The organism is Ferrovibrio terrae, assembly GCF_007197755.1.
GTDB lineage: Bacteria > Pseudomonadota > Alphaproteobacteria > Ferrovibrionales > Ferrovibrionaceae > Ferrovibrio > Ferrovibrio terrae.
Map to the genome: position 1 here is coordinate 556,991 of NZ_CP041636.1, position 16,910 is coordinate 573,900.

General features: G+C 63.3%; 15 protein-coding genes. All 15 read right to left on the bottom strand.

What is annotated here, in order from left to right; genetic code table 11:
- Window positions 1–828 (bottom strand): urea ABC transporter ATP-binding protein UrtD, encoded by an 828-nt coding sequence (gene urtD, locus FNB15_RS02675; protein ID WP_246068771.1) that lies wholly within the window; start codon window positions 826–828, stop codon window positions 1–3.
- Entirely contained in the window at window positions 828–1,994 is a 1,167-nt protein-coding gene (gene urtC, locus FNB15_RS02680; protein ID WP_144067230.1) for an urea ABC transporter permease subunit UrtC, read from the bottom strand. The genes urtD and urtC overlap by 1 nt, the downstream gene beginning before the upstream one ends.
- A complete protein-coding gene (gene urtB, locus FNB15_RS02685) occupies window positions 1,987–3,918 on the bottom strand; it encodes an urea ABC transporter permease subunit UrtB (RefSeq protein WP_246068772.1) in 1,932 nt (643 codons plus the stop codon). The genes urtC and urtB overlap by 8 nt, the downstream gene beginning before the upstream one ends.
- Before the next feature lie 124 nt (window positions 3,919–4,042).
- Entirely contained in the window at window positions 4,043–5,296 is a 1,254-nt protein-coding gene (urtA, locus tag FNB15_RS02690; RefSeq protein WP_425460314.1) for an urea ABC transporter substrate-binding protein, read from the bottom strand.
- Window positions 5,297–5,640: 344 nt separating this feature from the next.
- Window positions 5,641–6,504, bottom strand: a complete 864-nt coding sequence (locus FNB15_RS02695) for an urease accessory protein UreD (RefSeq protein ID WP_144067232.1) — start codon at window positions 6,502–6,504, stop codon at window positions 5,641–5,643.
- A gap of 82 nt (window positions 6,505–6,586) precedes the next feature.
- A complete protein-coding gene (locus FNB15_RS02700) occupies window positions 6,587–7,423 on the bottom strand; it encodes a sugar phosphate isomerase/epimerase family protein (RefSeq protein WP_144067233.1) in 837 nt (278 codons plus the stop codon).
- Window positions 7,420–8,583 carry a dihydrodipicolinate synthase family protein gene (locus FNB15_RS02705; protein WP_144067234.1) on the bottom strand — a complete coding sequence of 388 codons (1,164 nt, stop codon included), beginning with the start codon at window positions 8,581–8,583 and terminating at the stop codon, window positions 7,420–7,422. Before FNB15_RS02705 ends, FNB15_RS02700 begins: the two co-directional genes overlap by 4 nt.
- 4 nt (window positions 8,584–8,587) lie before the next feature.
- Window positions 8,588–9,742 carry a Gfo/Idh/MocA family protein gene (locus FNB15_RS02710; protein ID WP_185973683.1) on the bottom strand — a complete coding sequence of 385 codons (1,155 nt, stop codon included), beginning with the start codon at window positions 9,740–9,742 and terminating at the stop codon, window positions 8,588–8,590.
- Window positions 9,743–9,758: 16 nt separating this feature from the next.
- Window positions 9,759–11,201 carry an enolase C-terminal domain-like protein gene (locus tag FNB15_RS02715; protein ID WP_144067235.1) on the bottom strand — a complete coding sequence of 481 codons (1,443 nt, stop codon included), beginning with the start codon at window positions 11,199–11,201 and terminating at the stop codon, window positions 9,759–9,761.
- Complete coding sequence (locus FNB15_RS02720) at window positions 11,198–12,025, bottom strand: sugar phosphate isomerase/epimerase family protein (RefSeq protein ID WP_144067236.1); 828 nt, start codon at window positions 12,023–12,025, stop codon at window positions 11,198–11,200. The genes FNB15_RS02715 and FNB15_RS02720 overlap by 4 nt, the downstream gene beginning before the upstream one ends.
- A gap of 77 nt (window positions 12,026–12,102) precedes the next feature.
- The gene (locus tag FNB15_RS02725; protein ID WP_144067237.1) at window positions 12,103–13,623 is read right to left on the bottom strand and encodes a tripartite tricarboxylate transporter permease; all 1,521 of its coding nucleotides are present in this window, start codon (window positions 13,621–13,623) and stop codon (window positions 12,103–12,105) included.
- Between the two features lie 18 nt (window positions 13,624–13,641).
- A complete protein-coding gene (locus FNB15_RS02730; protein ID WP_144067238.1) occupies window positions 13,642–14,175 on the bottom strand; it encodes a tripartite tricarboxylate transporter TctB family protein in 534 nt (177 codons plus the stop codon).
- Window positions 14,176–14,247: 72 nt separating this feature from the next.
- Complete coding sequence (locus FNB15_RS02735) at window positions 14,248–15,267, bottom strand: Bug family tripartite tricarboxylate transporter substrate binding protein (protein WP_144067239.1); 1,020 nt, start codon at window positions 15,265–15,267, stop codon at window positions 14,248–14,250.
- Between the two features lie 138 nt (window positions 15,268–15,405).
- Window positions 15,406–16,071: a TetR/AcrR family transcriptional regulator gene (locus tag FNB15_RS02740; protein ID WP_144067240.1), complete on the bottom strand. Its 666-nt coding sequence runs from the start codon at window positions 16,069–16,071 to the stop codon at window positions 15,406–15,408.
- Window positions 16,072–16,137: 66 nt separating this feature from the next.
- Window positions 16,138–16,908, bottom strand: a complete 771-nt coding sequence (locus FNB15_RS02745; RefSeq protein ID WP_144067241.1) for a LamB/YcsF family protein — start codon at window positions 16,906–16,908, stop codon at window positions 16,138–16,140.
- Between the last annotated feature and the right edge of the window lie 2 nt (window positions 16,909–16,910).

Below are 16,910 nucleotides of genomic sequence, written 5' to 3' on the forward strand. Positions count from 1 at the left end.
TCAGCGCCCCAGATAGACTTCGATGACGCGTGGATCATTCTGCACGTGATCCACCGTGCCTTCCGACAGCACGCTGCCTTCATGCAGCACGGTGACCTTGGCGCCGAGATCGCGCACGAATTCCATATCGTGCTCCACGACGACCAGCGTGCGTTCGCCCTTGAGCGTCAGGATCAGTTCGGCGGTCTGCTTGGTCTCAGCATCGGTCATGCCGGCGACCGGCTCGTCCAGCAATATAAGTTGAGTGTCCTGCACCAGGAGCATGCCGATCTCGAGCCACTGCTTCTGGCCATGGCTGAGCGAGCCGGCAATATCCTCGACCTTGGTTTCCAGGCCGACAGTATCGAGCGCCCAGGCAATGCGGTCGAGCGCCTCGGAATTCAGCCGGCCGAGCAGGGTTTTCCAGGCGCCGCGCGCCGACTTCAGCGCCAGCTCGAAATTCTCGAACACCGTGAGATTCTCGAACACGGTGGGCTTCTGGAATTTGCGGCCGATGCCGAGATTGGCAATCGCCACTTCATCCAGCCTGGTCAGGTCGATGCGGCCGGCGAACAGCACCTCGCCGGCATCCGGCTTGGTCTTGCCGGTGATGATATCCATCATCGTGGTCTTGCCGGCGCCGTTCGGCCCGATGATGGTGCGCAACTCGCCCGGCGCCACCATGAGCGCGAGATTGTTGATCGCCCTGAAGCCGTCGAAAGAGACAGAGACACCATCGAGATAGAGTTGCGTATCCGAGACGCGGACCCTGTCGACCACGTCGGGCGAAAGGCCGGCGGTGGCGGGCTGCAGCAGCGGCGACGGCAATGGCATGGCGGGGCGTTTCATTATTCAGCCCCCTTCTCGGCCGCGGCCTTGTCATCCAGCGCATATGCCTTTTTCTGGTCGCGCCAGGCTTTCCACTGGCCGACCATCCCGACGATGCCCTTGGGGAACAGCAGTGTCGACGCAATGAACAGGCCGCCGAGCACGAAGAGCCAGAGTTCGGGCGCCGCACCGGTGAGCCAGGTTTTCACCAGGTTGATCACCACACCGCCAAGGATGGCGCCATAGAGCGTGCCGCGACCGCCGACCGCCACCCAGATGGCGATCTCGATGGAATTGGCCGGCGAGAATTCGCCGGGATTGATGATGCCGACCTGCGGCACATAGAGCGCACCGGCGATACCCGCGAGCAGCGCCGACAGCACGAAGGCGAACAGCTTGGCGGCGGTCGGCGAATAGCCGAGGAAGCGCGTGCGGCTTTCGGCGTCCCTCACGGCCAGCAGCACGCGGCCGAGCTTGGACTGCGTGACGAAGCGGCAGAGCAGGAAGCACAGGCCGAGCACGATCACCGATACGACATAGAGCCCGATGCGTGTGCTCGGCGCCTGGATCGGGAAACCGAGGATGTCCTTGAAATCGGTCAGACCGTTGTTGCCGCCGAAGCCCATGTCATTGCGGAAAAAGGCCAGCAGCAAAGCGAAAGTCATCGCCTGGGTGACGATGGAGATATAGACGCCGGTGACGCGGCTGCGGAAGGCGAACCAGCCGAGCACCAGCGCCAGGATGCCCGGCGCCAGCAGCACCATCAGCATGGCGAAGGGGAAGCTGTCGAAACCCTGCCAGTACCAGGGCAGTTCCTTCCAGTTCAGGAAGACCATGAAATCGGGAAGCACGGGATGGCCGTAGACGCCGCGCGTGCCGATCTGGCGCATCAGGTACATGCCCATGGCATAGCCGCCGAGCGCGAAGAAGGCGCCATGGCCGAGGCTCAGGATACCGGCATAACCCCAGACCAGATCGAGGCTGAGCGCCAGGATGGCGTAGCAGGCATATTTGCCCAGCAGCGGGATCAGGTAATCCGACAGATGCAGCATGCTGCCGCGACCGGGCAGGATGTTGAGCAGCGGCACCAGCACGATCAGCACGAAGCCGATGGCGAGGAATGCGGCCCAGCCCCTGCGATCCAGCAGCGGGCGCGGCTTGGCGAGAGTCTCCAACTGGTTACGCATCGGCGGAGCGCCCCTTGGCCGCGAACAGCCCGCGCGGGCGTTTCTGGATGAACAGGATGATGCAGACCAGCACCACCACCTTGCCGAGCACAGCGCCGGCCACCGGTTCAAGGATCTTGTTGACGACGCCGAGCGTGAGCGCACCGACCAGCGTGCCCATCAGGCTGCCGACGCCGCCGAAGACGACGACGAGGAAGCTGTCGACGATGTAGATGGTACCCAGATTGGGTGAGACATTGCCGATCTGGCTGAGCGCCACGCCAGCCATGCCGGCGATGCCGGAGCCCAGCGCGAAGGTCATGGCATCGACGCGCGCGGTGGGAATGCCCATCACGGCGGCCATCTGGCGGTTCTGCGTCACGGCGCGCATATGCAGGCCAAACGCCGTGCGCTTGAGGATCAGCGCGATCAGGCCCAGCACCAGGAAGCAGAAGATGATGATGTAGACGCGGTTCCAGGTGACGGCCAGGCCGCCGGCGACTTCGATGGCGCCGGTCATCCAGGAGGGATTGGCGACTTCCTTGTTGGTGGCGCCGAAGATGCTGCGCACCGCCTGCTGCAGGCAGAGGCTGACGCCCCAGGTGGCCAGCATGGTTTCCAGCGGCCGGCCGTAAAGGAAGCGGATCACGCCGCGTTCGATGGCGACGCCAACAGCCGCCGCGATCAGGAAGGCGACCGGCAGCGCCACGATCAGATAGGCGCCGATCCAGCCGGGCGGCAGCAGGGCACGGAAGATTTCCTGCGTCAGATAGGCCGAATAGGCGCCGAGCATGATCATCTCGCCATGCGCCATGTTGATCACGCCCATCACGCCAAAGGTGATGGCGAGGCCGACGGCCGCAAGCAGCAGCACCGACCCGAGCGAGATGCCCTGGATGAAATTCTCGACATAGGAATAGAGCGTGATCTTGGTCTGCATCCGGTCGAAGGCTTTCACCAGCGCCGCCTTCACATCGGCATCCTGCTCTTGATTCAGGCGGGCCTGCAGCAGGGCGCGCACGCGCAGATCGGATGCCGTGCCCAGCACCGCGATAGAGTCGAGGCGTTTCACCTTGTCGGGATGCGCAATCTCGGCGGCCGCCAGGCTGAGTGCCATCACGCGTTTCACGCCATCCACCGATTCACGACCATAGGCCTCCCGCAGCAGCGCGACGGTTTCGGGGGTGGCATTTTCCAGCAGTGCATTGGCGGCCATGCTGCGCGCGGCCTGATCGGAACTGCTCAAGCCCAGACGGCCGACCGCCTCACGCAGCACATTGCGCAGGTTGTTGTTGACGAACAGCGGCTCCAGCGTGCCCGCCGACACCGCCCCAAGCGAACTGCCGTCCAGCGGCGAGGTCAGCGCGATCTCGTTGCCGCTCGGCGCGCCGATCACCATCAGGCCGTCCGACTTGCGCAGCAGCAGCCGGCCATCGGCCAGCGCGCGGAAGACAGGAATGGCGCGCACATCGCCCAATGCGGTCAGCGCGTCGATGGCCTTGCCCTTGTCGGCGAAACTGTCGCTCTTCAGGCCAGCCAGCGCGGTGGCGAAATCGACCGGTTCACTGCTGGCGGCGGGACCGGCGCCGGCCAGCAAGGCCTTGGCTTCCTCGGGCACCGCAATGGCCTGCAGATCTTCCGGTTTCGCCATATCCTCGATATCGCCGGTGGCAGCGTTGGTCACGACGATCATCTCGCCGTCCTTCTCGCCGATCACCACGGCGTTGTCGGAAAGCCGCAGATAGAGATTGCCCGCGGCCAGAGCGGCAAGCGCGGCTTTTGCCTTGTCGTCGCTGCTCTGTGTCAGCGCCTGAATGGCCGGTTTGGGATCACTGTCGGTCAGGCCGGACAGCGTGGCGGTCAGGTCCTGCGCACCGGCGGGGCGCACGCTGGCGACCAGCGCCAGCATCAGGACGACCAGCAGAAGGGGCAGATAGCGTTGCATGGGTTCGATGACCGCTGCGATTTTTATAACGAGGACGGAATGGATTTTTTGTTGGGCGACCCAAACCCCTTCCTGCGCAGCATTGCCGCGAAGGAAGGGGTCGGATGCCATTTACGTTACGCGCTTAGTTGACGAGGGCCGCGTATTTCGGCTTCTCGCAGTTGCCGCAGACCCAGGGGAAGGTCCAGTCGGCGGTCAGCTTGGCGCTTTCCGGGATGAACTTCGACCAGGCGTCGGCCTTCACCGGACCCTTGGTCTGCCAGACGGTGTTGAACTGGCCGTCGGGGCGGATTTCACCGATCAGCACCGGCTTGGACAGGTGGTGATTGGTATTCATCACCGAGGTGAAGCCCGAGGGAGCCTTCACCTTCTGGCCATACATCGCCTGACGCACGGCATCCACGTTGGTGGTGCCGGCCTGCGCAACCGCCTGGGCCCACATCTTGAAGCCGATATAGGTGGCTTCCATCGGGTCGTTGGTGACGCGCTTGTCGTTCTTGATGAAGGTCTTCCACTGCTTGATGAAGGCATCGTTGGTCGGGTTCTTCACCGACTGGAAGTAGTTCCAGGCAGCCAGATGGCCGACCAGATCCTTGGTGTCGATGCCGGCGAGTTCCTCTTCGCCGACCGAGAAGGCCACGACCGGAATATCGGAGGCCTTGATGCCCGCGTTGGACAGTTCCTTGTAGAACGGCACGTTGGCGTCGCCGTTGATGGTCGAGACCACGGCGGTCTTCTTGCCCGCCGAGCCGAACTTCTTGATGTCGGCCACGATGGTCTGCCAGTCGGAATGACCGAACGGCGTGTAGTTGATCATGATGTCTTCCTGCTTCACGCCCTTGGCTTTCAGGAAGGATTCCAGGATCTTGTTGGTGGTGCGCGGATAGACGTAGTCAGTGCCGGCCAGGACCCAGCGCTTCACTTCGCCGCCTTCCTTGCTCATCAGGTATTCCACCGCCGGGATCGCCTGCTGGTTCGGCGCCGCACCGGTGTAGAACACGTTCTTCGAGCTTTCCTCGCCCTCATACTGGACGGGGTAGAACAGCATGCTGTTGAGTTCCTCGAACACCGGCAGCACCGACTTGCGGCTCACCGAGGTCCAGCAGCCGAACACCACCGAGACCTTTTCCTTCGAGATCAGTTCGCGCGCCTTTTCGGCAAACAGCGGCCAGTTGGAGGCCGGGTCGACCACGACCGCCTCGACCTTCTTGCCGAGCAGACCGCCCTTCTTGTTGATGTCATCGACCATCATCAGGACGGTGTCCTTCAGGGTCGTCTCCGAGATCGCCATGGTGCCGGACAGCGAATGCAGGACGCCAACCTTGATCGTGTCCTGCGCCATAACCGGCGCACTGCCGACGGCGACTGCGCCCAGCATGGCGCCTGCCGCGGCCATCGTCCGCATAAACTTGGTCATTGAGACTTCCTCTCCTGCTTGGGCCGAGCCCCCCAGGCCGGCCTGACAGGAAAGGAATGGCAAGGAGCGTGCCAAGCGGACCATGCCGTGGCGGTATGGTCCGATAGCCCGCATAATTCGCTGATTCCGCGCCGCAATATGACAGGCCCGCGAGTTATCCACCGGGGCGATTCAAACTTTGGTCGATACGCAATCGGGGCGGGTCAATGCGCTTTAATTGGGCATAGACCTTTCAAAAAAAAGGCAGCGGTTAAAATATAGGCAGAACCCCGCGCCGGCGAATGAGTCAGATGACTCAAATTGAGTCAGAACTTCCAGAGCCTCGGCATCGCCGGCCGCAGGTCGAGTCCGGGCCTCAGGGCCGACCACAGGCGGGCAAACTGCCGGCGCAATCGGGCGGCATCGGCATCGAGCAGCCGGACCAGCAGCAGGCTATCGATCACCGTCGCGCCCCATTCGCAGCCGGGTTCGCGACCGGGAAGTTCGCGCAGGCAGTCGCGCGCGCCAGCCGCATCCGGGCCCTGATAGAGGATCACCGCCTGTGCCGCCGCACCGGCAAAGCCGGCGGGATGATCGAGCAGAGCCGTCGTGTCGTCCTTCAGGCGGGTGGCATCGGTCCAGATCAGGCGGCCGTCGCGGCGCACCTGCCAGCGGTCGAACAGGCTGCCAGAGGCAAAGCGCTCGCCGCGCGCGGTGCGACCGAACACCGTGATGTCGCCAGCCAGCAGACGGCTGTCGGCCTTGAGCGACACGGCAATGCGGCGATCCAGCCGCGCGCCATCGAACAGGATCATCTCCTGCGGCAGCCATTCCAGCGCCGCATCGGCCGCGACATCGAGAGTCAGATCAATCTGTGCCGCGCTGTCATCGGGAGAACGGTAGATTTTCTCGGCGGCCTGCGGCGTACAGAGTGCGGTAGCATGGGCATCGACAGTGACAGAGAGATTCAACCGGTCGCCACCGGTCAGGCCGCCGGCCGTGGTGATCAGCACGGCTGTGATCGGCTCGCCCGGATCGGGCGACGGCAGCAGGGCACGACAAGGATCGGACTGATAGAGATCGGCCAGGCGCGTGCCACCATCGTCCTGCCCGCCATTCCGTTCAGCGGTGAAACGCAGGGTGAGCGCGCCATTGGCGCGCTGCAGGCGCGGTGCCGGTGCCGCTGTCACCCGATGCTCCTCTGTCCGATACGAAACGGGGCCCCATCATGGATGGAGCCCCGCAGGTAAAGCAAGTGACGGTCAGGACCGCTTAGACCACCGTGGCGTGGCGCTCGATGCAGGTCTTCAGCACCGCATCGGCGTCCTTCTTCCACCAGTTGCCGGTCGACATGATCTCGACCTCACAGAAACCGTCATAGCCGACGCCTTCGACCATGGCGCGGATCGACGGGATGTCAATCACGCCATCGCCCATCATCCCTCGATCCAGCAGCAGGTCGGTGGTCGGCACCAGCCAGTCGCAGACATGGAAAGCCAGCACGCGCTTGTTCGCCCGCCTGATCTGCGCCGCCAGGGTCGGGTCCCACCAGACATGATAGACGTCGACGGCGACGCCGAGATGGCGGTCGTTCGGCCCGGAACCGAGCGCATCGCAGATATCGAGCGCCTGCGCCACCGTGTTCACGCAGGCGCGGTCGGCGGCATACATCGGATGCAGCGGTTCGATCGCCAGCGGCACATTGGCCGCGCGGGCATGTTCCAGCACAGCCGCGATGCCATCCTGCACTTGGCTCCGGGCCCCGGCGAGATCGCGGGAACCAGAAGGCATGCCGCCAACCACCAGCACCAGGCACTGCGCGTTCAGGGCAGCGGCATCATCAATCGCGCGCTTGTTGTCCTCGATCGCCGCCTGCCGCCCGGCCGCATCTGCGGCGGGGAACATGCCGCCGCGGCAGAGACCGGTGACGGTCAGGCCGACCTCACGGATATGTTTCGCGGCTTTCGCGGTCGTGTACTCCGCCAGCTTGTCGCGCCAGGGCGAAATGCCGGTAATGCCATGGCGCGCGCAGCCTTCGATACACTGCTGCAGCGACCACTGTTCCTTCACAGTCGCCGTATTGAGCGACAGAGGACCCGGTTTCGTCATGCGGCAATCCCTTGCGTCGCCATCACTGCCTTCATGCGGCTGGCGGCGCGGTCCGGATCGCTGAGCAGCCCGGCCGCATCGGCCAGACGAAACAGCTCGGCCAGATGCTGGGCCGAGCGCGTGCTCTGCTGGCCGCCGACCATCACGAAGTGATCCTGATGGCCGTTGAGATAGGCCATGAAGACAACGCCGGTCTTGTAGAATCGCGTCGGCGCCTTGAAGATATGCCGCGACAGCGGCACCGTCGGCGCCAGCAACTCATGGAAGGTCTTTTCATCGCCGCGTGTCAGCGCGCCGATTGCGGACGAAGCCGCCGGCGCGATGGCATCGAAAATGCCGAGTAGCGCATCGGAGTAACCTTCCGCATCGCCGGCAATCAGTTCGGCATAGTTGAAGTCGTCGCCGGTATACATGCGCACGCCCTTCGGGAGCTTGCGGCGCATGAGGATTTCCTTGTCCTTGTCCAGGAGCGAAATCTTGATGCCGTCAACCTTGGCGGCATTGGCCTTGATCACATCGAGGCAGGTGTCCATCGCCTTGAGATGGTCGCCATTGCCCCAGTAGCCGGTCAGCGCGGGATCGAACATCTCGCCCAGCCAGTGCAGGATTACCGGCTGCTTCACCTGGGAGAGAATCCGGCTGTAGACCTTCGCATAATCATCCGGCGATTTGGCCGCAGCGGTGAGCGCGCGGCTCGCCATCAGGATGATGCGACCGCCGAGCTTCTCGATGGCGCCGCACTGCTCCTCATAGGCCGCGATCACCTTGTCGATGGTGACGTCTGGCCCCGGCGCCAGATGATCGGTGCCGGCACCCGAAGCCACCGTCGCGCCCGGCACGTCCTTCGCCGCATCGAGCGAACGGCGCACCAGTTCCAGTGCATCCTTCCAGTCCAGCCCCATGCCGCGCTGGGCGGTGTCCATGGCTTCCGCCACACCGAAACCGAGCGACCAGAGATGCTGGCGGAACGCGATCGTGCGGTCCCAGTCGATCGCCGGCGTCAGCCATGGATCATGTTCGGCAAGAGTGTCCGCCACCACATGCGCCGCCGCGTAAGCCACACGGCTGAACGGTGGCTTCGCGGCCGGGAAGGCCTTGGGCTGCTTCAGCGTATAGGGTGCCAGCTTGCCGGCGCCGGCAGGCAGGTTGAGCGTCGTCATGTTTTTACGCCTTCAATTCCGGCAGGTCGATCCAGCGGCGTTCCTTCCAGCTCTTCAGGCCGGCTTCGGCGAGCTGCACGCCCTTGGCGCCTTCCAGCAGCGTCCATTTGAACGGTTCGTTGTCGACCAGATGGCGGATATACATTTCCCACTGGGCGCGGAAGCCATTGGTGTAGATCTGGTTGTCGGGGACTTCCTGCCAGGTGTCGAAGAAGTCGATGGTCTGCGGCACATCGGGATTCCATACCGGCTTCGGCGTGTTGACGCGAGCCTGGGTGCGGCAGCTGGTGAGACCGGCGACCGCCGAACCCAGCGTGCCGTCGACATGGAAGGTGACGAGGTCGTCGCGGCGCACGCGAGTGGTCCAGGATGAATTGATCTGCGCGATCACGCCGCTCTTGAGCTGGAAGGTGGCATAGGCCGCATCATCGGCATCGGCCTTGTAGGGCTTGCCGTTCTCGTCCCAGCGCTTCTTGATATGCGTCGCGCCGAGGCAGGACACGCTCTCGACTTCACCGAACAGGTTGTCGAGCACGTAGCGCCAGTGGCAGAGCATGTCGAGGATGATGCCGCCGCCATCCTTGTAGCGGTAGTTCCAGCTGGGGCGCTGCGCCTGCTGCCAGTCGCCTTCAAAGACCCAGTAGCCGAACTCGCCGCGTACCGACAGGATCTCGCCGAAGAAGCCGCTGTCAATCAGCATCTTGATCTTCTGCAGGCCGGGCAGGAACAGCTTGTCCTGCACCACGCCGTGCTTGACCTTGTATTTCTTCGCCGCCTTCACCAGGTCCATGGCGACGCTGAGCTTCTCGGCGGTCGGCTTTTCGCAGTAGATGTCCTTGCCGGCGGCCATCGCCTTTTTCAGCAGGCCGGCGCGCGCCTGCGTGGTGGCGGCATCGAAGAACAGCGTGTCGTCCTTGTTCTTCAGCGCGGCATCCAGATCGTCGGTATAGCGGTCAATGCCATGCGCCTTGGCCAGACGGGCCACCTTGTCGAGGTTGCGACCGACCAGGATCGGATCGGGCATCACGCGGCGGCCATTCTTCAGTACCACGCCGCCATCCTTGCGGATCGCGCAGATCGAACGGATCAGATGCTGGTTCATGCCCATGCGCCCGGTGACGCCGTTCATGATGATGCCGAGACGGATATCCTTGCTCATGGTGTCTTGTCCTTCTTCAAGAATTCAAAGTCATGGGGGCGAGATTGCCCCAATCTGGTTCGGCGTCCGACCCGAAGGCCGTGGCGTCCATGGTGCTGCGCAGATCGAGAGTGCCGTTGCGGATGCTGAGCCGCACGCGGCCGCTTTTTGGATCGCGGTGATAGAGATCGGGATGGGCCGCGAGGAACGCATCCTGCTCAGCCTGCGGTGCCGTGCCGAAACCATCCACATAATGATGGCCGTTGCGTTCGACATCGCCGAGGCCAAGGGCTGCCACGAGGGCAAGGTCCTGCTGCAGGGCGAGGCCGGCCTGGCAGGTGAGGTCCTCGCCAGTAATGAAATAATGCGAGCTATTACTTTCCTGGCCCCAATGGGCGCAGCGCGCCGCATTCAGGATGGCGCGGTAGACGCCCTTGCAGGTCTTGGACGAGATGCCGCCATAGCCCAGTTCGCGCGCCTTGGGGAAAACGTCGTAATCGGCATCGGATTCATCGACGATCAGCGGAATTTCGGCGGCGAGTTTTGCCACCGGCTGGGCCAACGCGGCGGCGCGCTTGATCGGCTGTTCGATGTAGATGATCGAGGAGATCAGCCGCCGCAGCATGCGATCGTCCTTCATGGCCGCCCAGAGCGCGGCAATGCCGTTGACGTCGTCATACTGTTCGTTGCCGTCCAGGCTGGCACGATAGGGCTCGCTCGATTGGTCGAGCACGGCGGCGATGCCCTGCAGGCGGGCCAGATCGCTCTCTACATTGCCGCCGACCTTCAGCTTGAACCAGCGGTGACCATACTGCGCCACCGCGCCTTCCAGACTTTCCGGCAGGCCGTCATTCAGCCGCGGCGCAGCCACATCGCTTTCACGCAGCGGATCGATCAGGCCGACAGTATGTCGCGCGGCGATAAAGCGACCGGTCTTCAGCGAGCCAAGCCAGCCATCGAGATCGAAACCGGCCAGATCCGGCGTGAGGGCCGCGGCGTCGATGCCGAACTGGTTCCTGCCCAGCAAAGCCACGAAGGGCACGCCGCGCAGACGGCAAAGCGCATCGATCACTGCACGATCCAGCAGCGCGGCGCCGTAGGACACCACCAACGCATTCAAGTCCTCGCCTGCGCCATGCCGCACCAGGGCAGCGTGATGCGCGGCGGAATGGCCGAAGGCGGTACGCGGCGTGGGATCGGCGGCGTAAGCATTCACCGCATTCAGCAGGCTGCGGCGCAGCTGATCGAAATTCTGCTCGTTGGAGAGCGCCGGATTCTTGTCGAACCATTTTGGCGCCATCAGTTCGGCAGCCGAGCCCCATGCGCTGCGGCCATCGGGCAAGCTAATACGCAACCGGGCATAAGCCTGCGGGGCCGCCGTCAGCGTCACCACGCCGAAACGGAACGGCAGGCGCAGCGTGACCGGCCGCTCAAACAGCTGGATTTCGCCGATGGTGAAACCGGGCGCTTCGGTTTTCATGCCGCCGCTCCCAGCAGGTTGCGTAAGTATCGGATCGAATGCGCGGCGACGCCCGGGCCGTTGGGCTCATAGATGAAAGGCTCGACGCCGATATCGCCGGCGTAGTCATGCTGCTTCAGCGCGGCGATGATCGGCACGAAATCCATATCGCCCTGGCCGGGGCCCTTGCGATTGGGATCGTTGACCTGGATATGCGAGATCAGACCGCTCGGCATCCAGCGTGCGATCAGCTCGGCGACGCTTTCCTCTTCGGCCAGGCCGGCGGCGCTGCAGTCGATCATGGTACGGAAGCTGTTGCTGCCGATGCCCTCGACCACGCCGATGGCTTCGGCCACCGTGTTGATGAAATTGGTTTCGCGGCGCGACAGCGGCTCGACGCAATAGATCACACCGGCCTTCTCGGCCGCACGCGCTGCATAGCGGAAGGCCTCCAGCGCATAGCCCTTGGCGGCATGGATGTCGCGCTCGGGCAGCTGGCGCTGCGCCGGCGAACCATGCACCAGATACCTGCCGCCCAGATCGGCGCAGAGCTCGCACAGGCCCTGCATCATGTCGCGGGTACGGCGGCGCACCGCCGGATCGGTATCGGTGATCGACATGCCCTTGGGCGTGACCAGCAGCCAGTGCAGGCCGGTGACCGCGAGTCCGGTTTCTTCTACAGCGCGGCGAATGACCTTGCGCTCGGCTGCCGTCAGGCTGAGTGGGTCTTCGCTCAACGTGAACGGCGCGATTTCCAGCCCGTCATAGCCAAGTTCCGCCGCCAGCGTGCATTGTGCAGCGAACGGCAGACCGGCAAGAACCTCATTGCAGAGCGAGATGCGCATCGTTAGCTAGTCCGTAAAGTAACTAGTCAGTTACTTATAGTGTGAAACAGCGGGTATCGTCAATTCCCGACTGTGGCTCAGGCGCGCCGGAACGGACGCAGCAGCAGCGCGGTCCCCTGCCCCAGGACGCGCCGGGCGACCGGGACATTCATCAGGATGGTGAACAAAACAAGCAGGAAGATGACGAAGGCAATCGGGCGGCCGAAGAAGGGCGTCAGGTCGCCATCCGACAGGCTGAGGCCGCGGCGCAGGCTCTTGTCGAGCAGGTCGCCCAGCACGATGCCAAGCACCAGCGGCGCCATCGGGTAGTTCAGGCCACGCATTACCAGGCCGACAATGCCGAAGACCAGCATGACCAGAATATCGAAGGGTCGCGCGGCGATCGCGTAGGAGCCGACCGTGCAGAGCACGAAGATCACCGGCATCACCAGGGCGCGCGGCACCAGCAGGATCTTGACCAGCAACTTGGTCAGGGTCAGGCCGTAGATCAGGATACCGATCGAGGCGAACAGCATCATGGCAACGACGTCGTAAACGAAGGTCGGATTTTCCACCATGATCATCGGACCCGGACGCACGCCATGGATCAGCATGGCGGCGAGCAGCACGGCGGCAGGCGCCGAGCCCGGCACGGCCAGCGTCAGCACCGGAATGACGGCACCCGGCACGCAGGCATTGTCGCCGGTTTCGGCGGCCATCAGGCCTTCGACCGACCCCTTGCCGAACTTTTCCTTTTCCTTGCTGGCGCGGCGCGCGGCGGCATAGGAGCTCCAGGCCGCGACATCCTCGCCCACACCCGGCACGATGCCGATGAAGGTGCCGATCAGGCCCGAGCGGATAATGGTGCGCCAGTACTGCACCACGTCTTTGATCTTTGGGACAACCGTGTCGTAGGTGTTGATGATGAATTTCTGCGGCTTGTCCTTCATCACGTTCAGCACTTCGGCGAATCCGAAGACGCCGACCAGCGCCGGGATCAGCGCAATACCGCCCGAAAGATCATGCACGCCGAAGGTGAAGCGGTCGTAGGCATACATGCCTTCCTGGCCGATGGCGGCAATGAAAAGCCCGATGAAGCCGGCGATCCAGCCTTTCAGCGGATCGGTGCCGGTGAGGTTGCCCGAAATCACCACACCGAAGACGGCGAGCCAGAAGAATTCATAGGCACCGAATTTCAGCGCCATTTCACCCAGGATCGGCGTGAACAGCGCCAGGAAGAACATGCCGATCCAGGTGCCGAGGATCGAGCCGGAGGTGGCGATGCCCATGGCGCGGCCGGCCAGACCCTGCTTGGCCAGTGCATGACCATCGAGGCAGGAGGCGGCCGATGCCGGCGTGCCCGGAATGTTAAGCAGGATGGCGCTACGGCTGCCGCCATAGATCGAACCGACATAGGTGCAGATCAGGATCAGTAGGGCCTGGTCGGACGGCAGCTTGAGCGTGAGCGTGGTCATCAGCGCCACGCCCATGGTGGCGGTGAGGCCGGGCAACGCGCCGATGATCAGACCGATCAGAGAGGCGCAGAGCGCGTAAAAAATGGTTTCCGGGCTGGCGAAATTCCAGATCGAATGGGCAAAGCCGAACAGACCGTCAAACATGGATGCGATGCCTTCTACTTACGGCAGCCGGACAAGGAACAGTTCTTCAAAGACATACTGGATCGCCCAGCCAGCGAGCACACCATGCACCACGGCCACGGCGATGCCGCGCGGCACCTGCCCGGCGGCGCGGCGCTCGGCATACTGGAAGACGATCACGAAGGCGCTGACATAGATGGCCGTGACCAGCCAGAAAGGCATGGAGCTGGAGACAATCACCAGCGCATAGACCAGCGACAGGCCGAGGCTGAAGATCAGGCGCCAGTGATCGCGCAGCACCAGCCGGACCGGGGCGCGGCCCTGCAATGCGCCGGCGCGCACCGCGCGCAGCATCAGGATGCCGCCCATCAGTGCAATCGCAAAACCCAGCAGGCCCGGTACAAGGCCGGGCGCGGTGTAGATGCTGGCCTGGAAGCGCTCAAGGCGGTCCATCCGCAAACTGATCACGACAATGGCAAAACCCAGTACAATCCAGACCACGGCGGACCAGAAGTCGGCGCGCGGCGGAACCGCCGGTTCGGCAGCGGTGGATTGAACGGGATTCTGATCCATTGCGATAACTCCTGAAAAGCAAATCGGCCGCCCGGCTTTTGCCAAGCCAGGCGGCCGTTCTGTTTACGCGTCTTACGGCTTCGGAATGCCGATGGTTTCCGGATTGATCTTGGCCTTGCCGCCTTCCTGCAGGATCCAGGCAGCGCCCTGGATCGCCGGGAAGGACGCCTTCTTGGCATCATCGCCAAAGCGCGGATCGAACAGGGCGCCCTTATCGGCCGAATACTTCTGCAGGGCTGCCGACTTCTTGATCTTCTCTTCCCAGATCTTGTTCAGCGTGGCGGTCACTTCCGCCGGCACGCCCTTGGGAACGAAAATGCCGAAATAGTTGATCTCGGTGCGGAAGCTCGGCAGCGTCTTGGTGATCGGCTCGATCGGCGGCACGCCATCGACCACCAGCGGCTTGTCGGCCAGCACGGCCAGCGCACGCAGGCGCTTACCGCGGATCATCTCGATCTGCTCGACGCCCAACTGGCTGGTCACTTCGGTTTCGCCGGCCACCGTGGCGATCACCGCCGGATTGCCGCCATCGTACGAGACGTGCTTGTAGGTGGCGCCCGCGGCGCGCGACAGCGCTTCCGAACCGTAGTGGCCCGAGGAATTCACGCCGGCGGTGGCGAACGAGACCTGACCCGGCTTGGCCTTCATGGCGGCCAGCAGGTCGGCAACGCTTTTGTACGGCGTGTTCGGATTGACGCTGATCACCGCCTGATTCGCAACGGCGAGATAGAAATCCCAATCCTTCGAGGTGGTGTCGAGCAGGCCGGACACGGCATAGGAACCAATATCCTTGGCAGCGCCCGAAGCCCAGGTGTAGCCGTCCTTCTGGCCTTCCAGCACGCTCTTGGTGCCGATCGAACCCGAGGCGCCGGGCTGGTTCACGACCACGATCTTCTGGCCGAGTTCTTTTTCCAGTTCCGCGGCCGTAACGCGGATCACCTGGTCGGTGGAGCCGCCGGCAGCCCAGGGCACGATGATGGTGATCGGCTTGGTCGGCTTCCAGTTCTGCGCATCGGCCGGCTGGGCGACGAGGCCCAGGGTGCCCAGCGCGAATGCGGCCACAGCGATACGAATAGCAAGCTTGCCTTGCATGGCGGTCTCCTCCGTTTATGGATCGTCACGATCCTAGTTATCCGCCCAGCATTTCCGATGCCGGGCGGACTTGTCAACGGGGAAGTAACCGTTCAGTTACGAAATTCGACCAAGGCCGAAAGAATGGGCATGCACGGATTACGGCCGCAGGAAGCCCAGCACCACTTCCATCGAATGGTCGAGGCGGATTTTCTGCTGTTTCGCCGACAGCAGGTTGCGGCCGAAGATGGTCGACAGCGTATGGATGTTGGAAAAATAGAAGAATCCAAGTGCCGCAATCGTCGTGTAAAGCTCGACCGGGTCCACGTTTTTACGGAACACGCCTTCCTTCTGACCGCGCTGCAGCAAATCGGTGATCACCACCAGCAGCGGGGTGTAAAGCTCGCGAATCTTCTTGGAATCCTTCAGATAACTGGCCTTGTGCAAATTCTCGGCATTCAGCAGCGCGATGAACTCCGGATTGCGGGAACAGAATTTGAAATTGAATTCCATCAGGTAGCGCATGCCCTCTTCCGGCTTCATACGCGCCACGTCGATGGCATGCTCCTCTTCGCGCATCCGCGTATAGGCGTTTTCCAGCACGGTGAGCCACAGGCCCTCCTTGTTGCCGAAATACTCGTAGATCATGCGCTTGTTGGAGCCCGACCGTGCGGCGATCTCGTCGACCCGCGCCCCGGCCAGACCCTTGGCGGCGAATTCCACCAGCGCCGCATCGAGAATGTTGCGCCGCGTCACGTCCGGCTGGCGCGGTTTGGCCCCAGCAGATTTGGCCTTTACAGGCTTGGCGGATTTCGACTTGGTCATTCAGGCACTCTCCCCGTGGCCCAGTCTTGCCGGGCAGAGGGGGTGACCGTCAAGCGGCGAAGGCTTTTAAGCCAGCATCTCCGGCAGGGTCACCAACTTGACGCCGGCCTGTTCCAGCCCGGCGCGGATATGGCGGGCCATCGAGACGGCGCCGGCGCTGTCGCCATGCACGCAGATCGAGTCGACATTGCAGGGAATCCGCTTGCCGCTGACCGAGACGATGGCGCGTTCCTGCACCATGCGCAGCACGTTGCGCAGCGCTTCGTCGTTGTCATGCACCATGGCATGCGGCTGGCCGCGCGGCACCAGATTTCCGTCATCGTCGTAATTGCGATCGGCGAAGACCTCCTGCGCCACCGGCAGGTTCATTTTTGCCGCAGCCGTCACCATGGCCGAGCCGGCCGGCGCGAGGAAAATCAGGTCCTTCGAGACACCGGCAATGCCGCGCGCCAGCGCCATCGCAAGGTCCATGTCGGTGGCGGCCTTGTTGTTGATCGCGCCATGCGGCTTCACATGCGTGACCTTGCCACCCTTCGTCGTCGCCACGCCCATCAGCGCGCCGATCTGATAGGCCATCAGCGCCTCGACTTCCCGGTTGCTCATGGTCATCGGCCGACGACCGAAACCCTGCAGATCGGGATAGGACGGATGCGCACCGATCGAGACACCGTTCTTCACGGCTTCGGCCACGGTGGCCTGCATCACGCTCCAGTCGCCGGCATGGAAACCGCAGGCGACATTGGCGGTGCCTACCACGGCCAGCATCGCCGCATCGTCACCCATGGTCCAGGCGCCGTAGCTTTCGCCGAGATCGCTGTTCAGGTTGGTTTTGGTCATCG

Bases quoted from the DNA above. Each gene is read 5' to 3' on its own strand.
- urtD (WP_246068771.1), bottom strand. From the start codon at position 828: ATGAAACGCCCCGCCATGCCATTGCCGTCGCCGCTGCTGCAGCCCGCC.
- urtC (WP_144067230.1), bottom strand. From the start codon at position 1,994: ATGCGTAACCAGTTGGAGACTCTCGCCAAGCCGCGCCCGCTGCTGGAT.
- urtB (WP_246068772.1), bottom strand. From the start codon at position 3,918: ATGCAACGCTATCTGCCCCTTCTGCTGGTCGTCCTGATGCTGGCGCTG.
- urtA (WP_425460314.1), bottom strand. From the start codon at position 5,296: ATGCTGGGCGCAGTCGCCGTCGGCAGTGCGCCGGTTATGGCGCAGGAC.
- FNB15_RS02700 (WP_144067233.1), bottom strand. From the start codon at position 7,423: ATGACGAAACCGGGTCCTCTGTCGCTCAATACGGCGACTGTGAAGGAA.
- FNB15_RS02705 (WP_144067234.1), bottom strand. From the start codon at position 8,583: ATGACGACGCTCAACCTGCCTGCCGGCGCCGGCAAGCTGGCACCCTAT.
- FNB15_RS02710 (WP_185973683.1), bottom strand. From the start codon at position 9,742: ATGAGCAAGGATATCCGTCTCGGCATCATCATGAACGGCGTCACCGGG.
- FNB15_RS02715 (WP_144067235.1), bottom strand. From the start codon at position 11,201: ATGAAAACCGAAGCGCCCGGTTTCACCATCGGCGAAATCCAGCTGTTT.
- FNB15_RS02720 (WP_144067236.1), bottom strand. From the start codon at position 12,025: ATGCGCATCTCGCTCTGCAATGAGGTTCTTGCCGGTCTGCCGTTCGCT.
- FNB15_RS02725 (WP_144067237.1), bottom strand. From the start codon at position 13,623: ATGTTTGACGGTCTGTTCGGCTTTGCCCATTCGATCTGGAATTTCGCC.
- FNB15_RS02730 (WP_144067238.1), bottom strand. From the start codon at position 14,175: ATGGATCAGAATCCCGTTCAATCCACCGCTGCCGAACCGGCGGTTCCG.
- FNB15_RS02735 (WP_144067239.1), bottom strand. From the start codon at position 15,267: ATGCAAGGCAAGCTTGCTATTCGTATCGCTGTGGCCGCATTCGCGCTG.
- FNB15_RS02740 (WP_144067240.1), bottom strand. From the start codon at position 16,071: ATGACCAAGTCGAAATCCGCCAAGCCTGTAAAGGCCAAATCTGCTGGG.
- FNB15_RS02745 (WP_144067241.1), bottom strand. From the start codon at position 16,908: ATGACCAAAACCAACCTGAACAGCGATCTCGGCGAAAGCTACGGCGCC.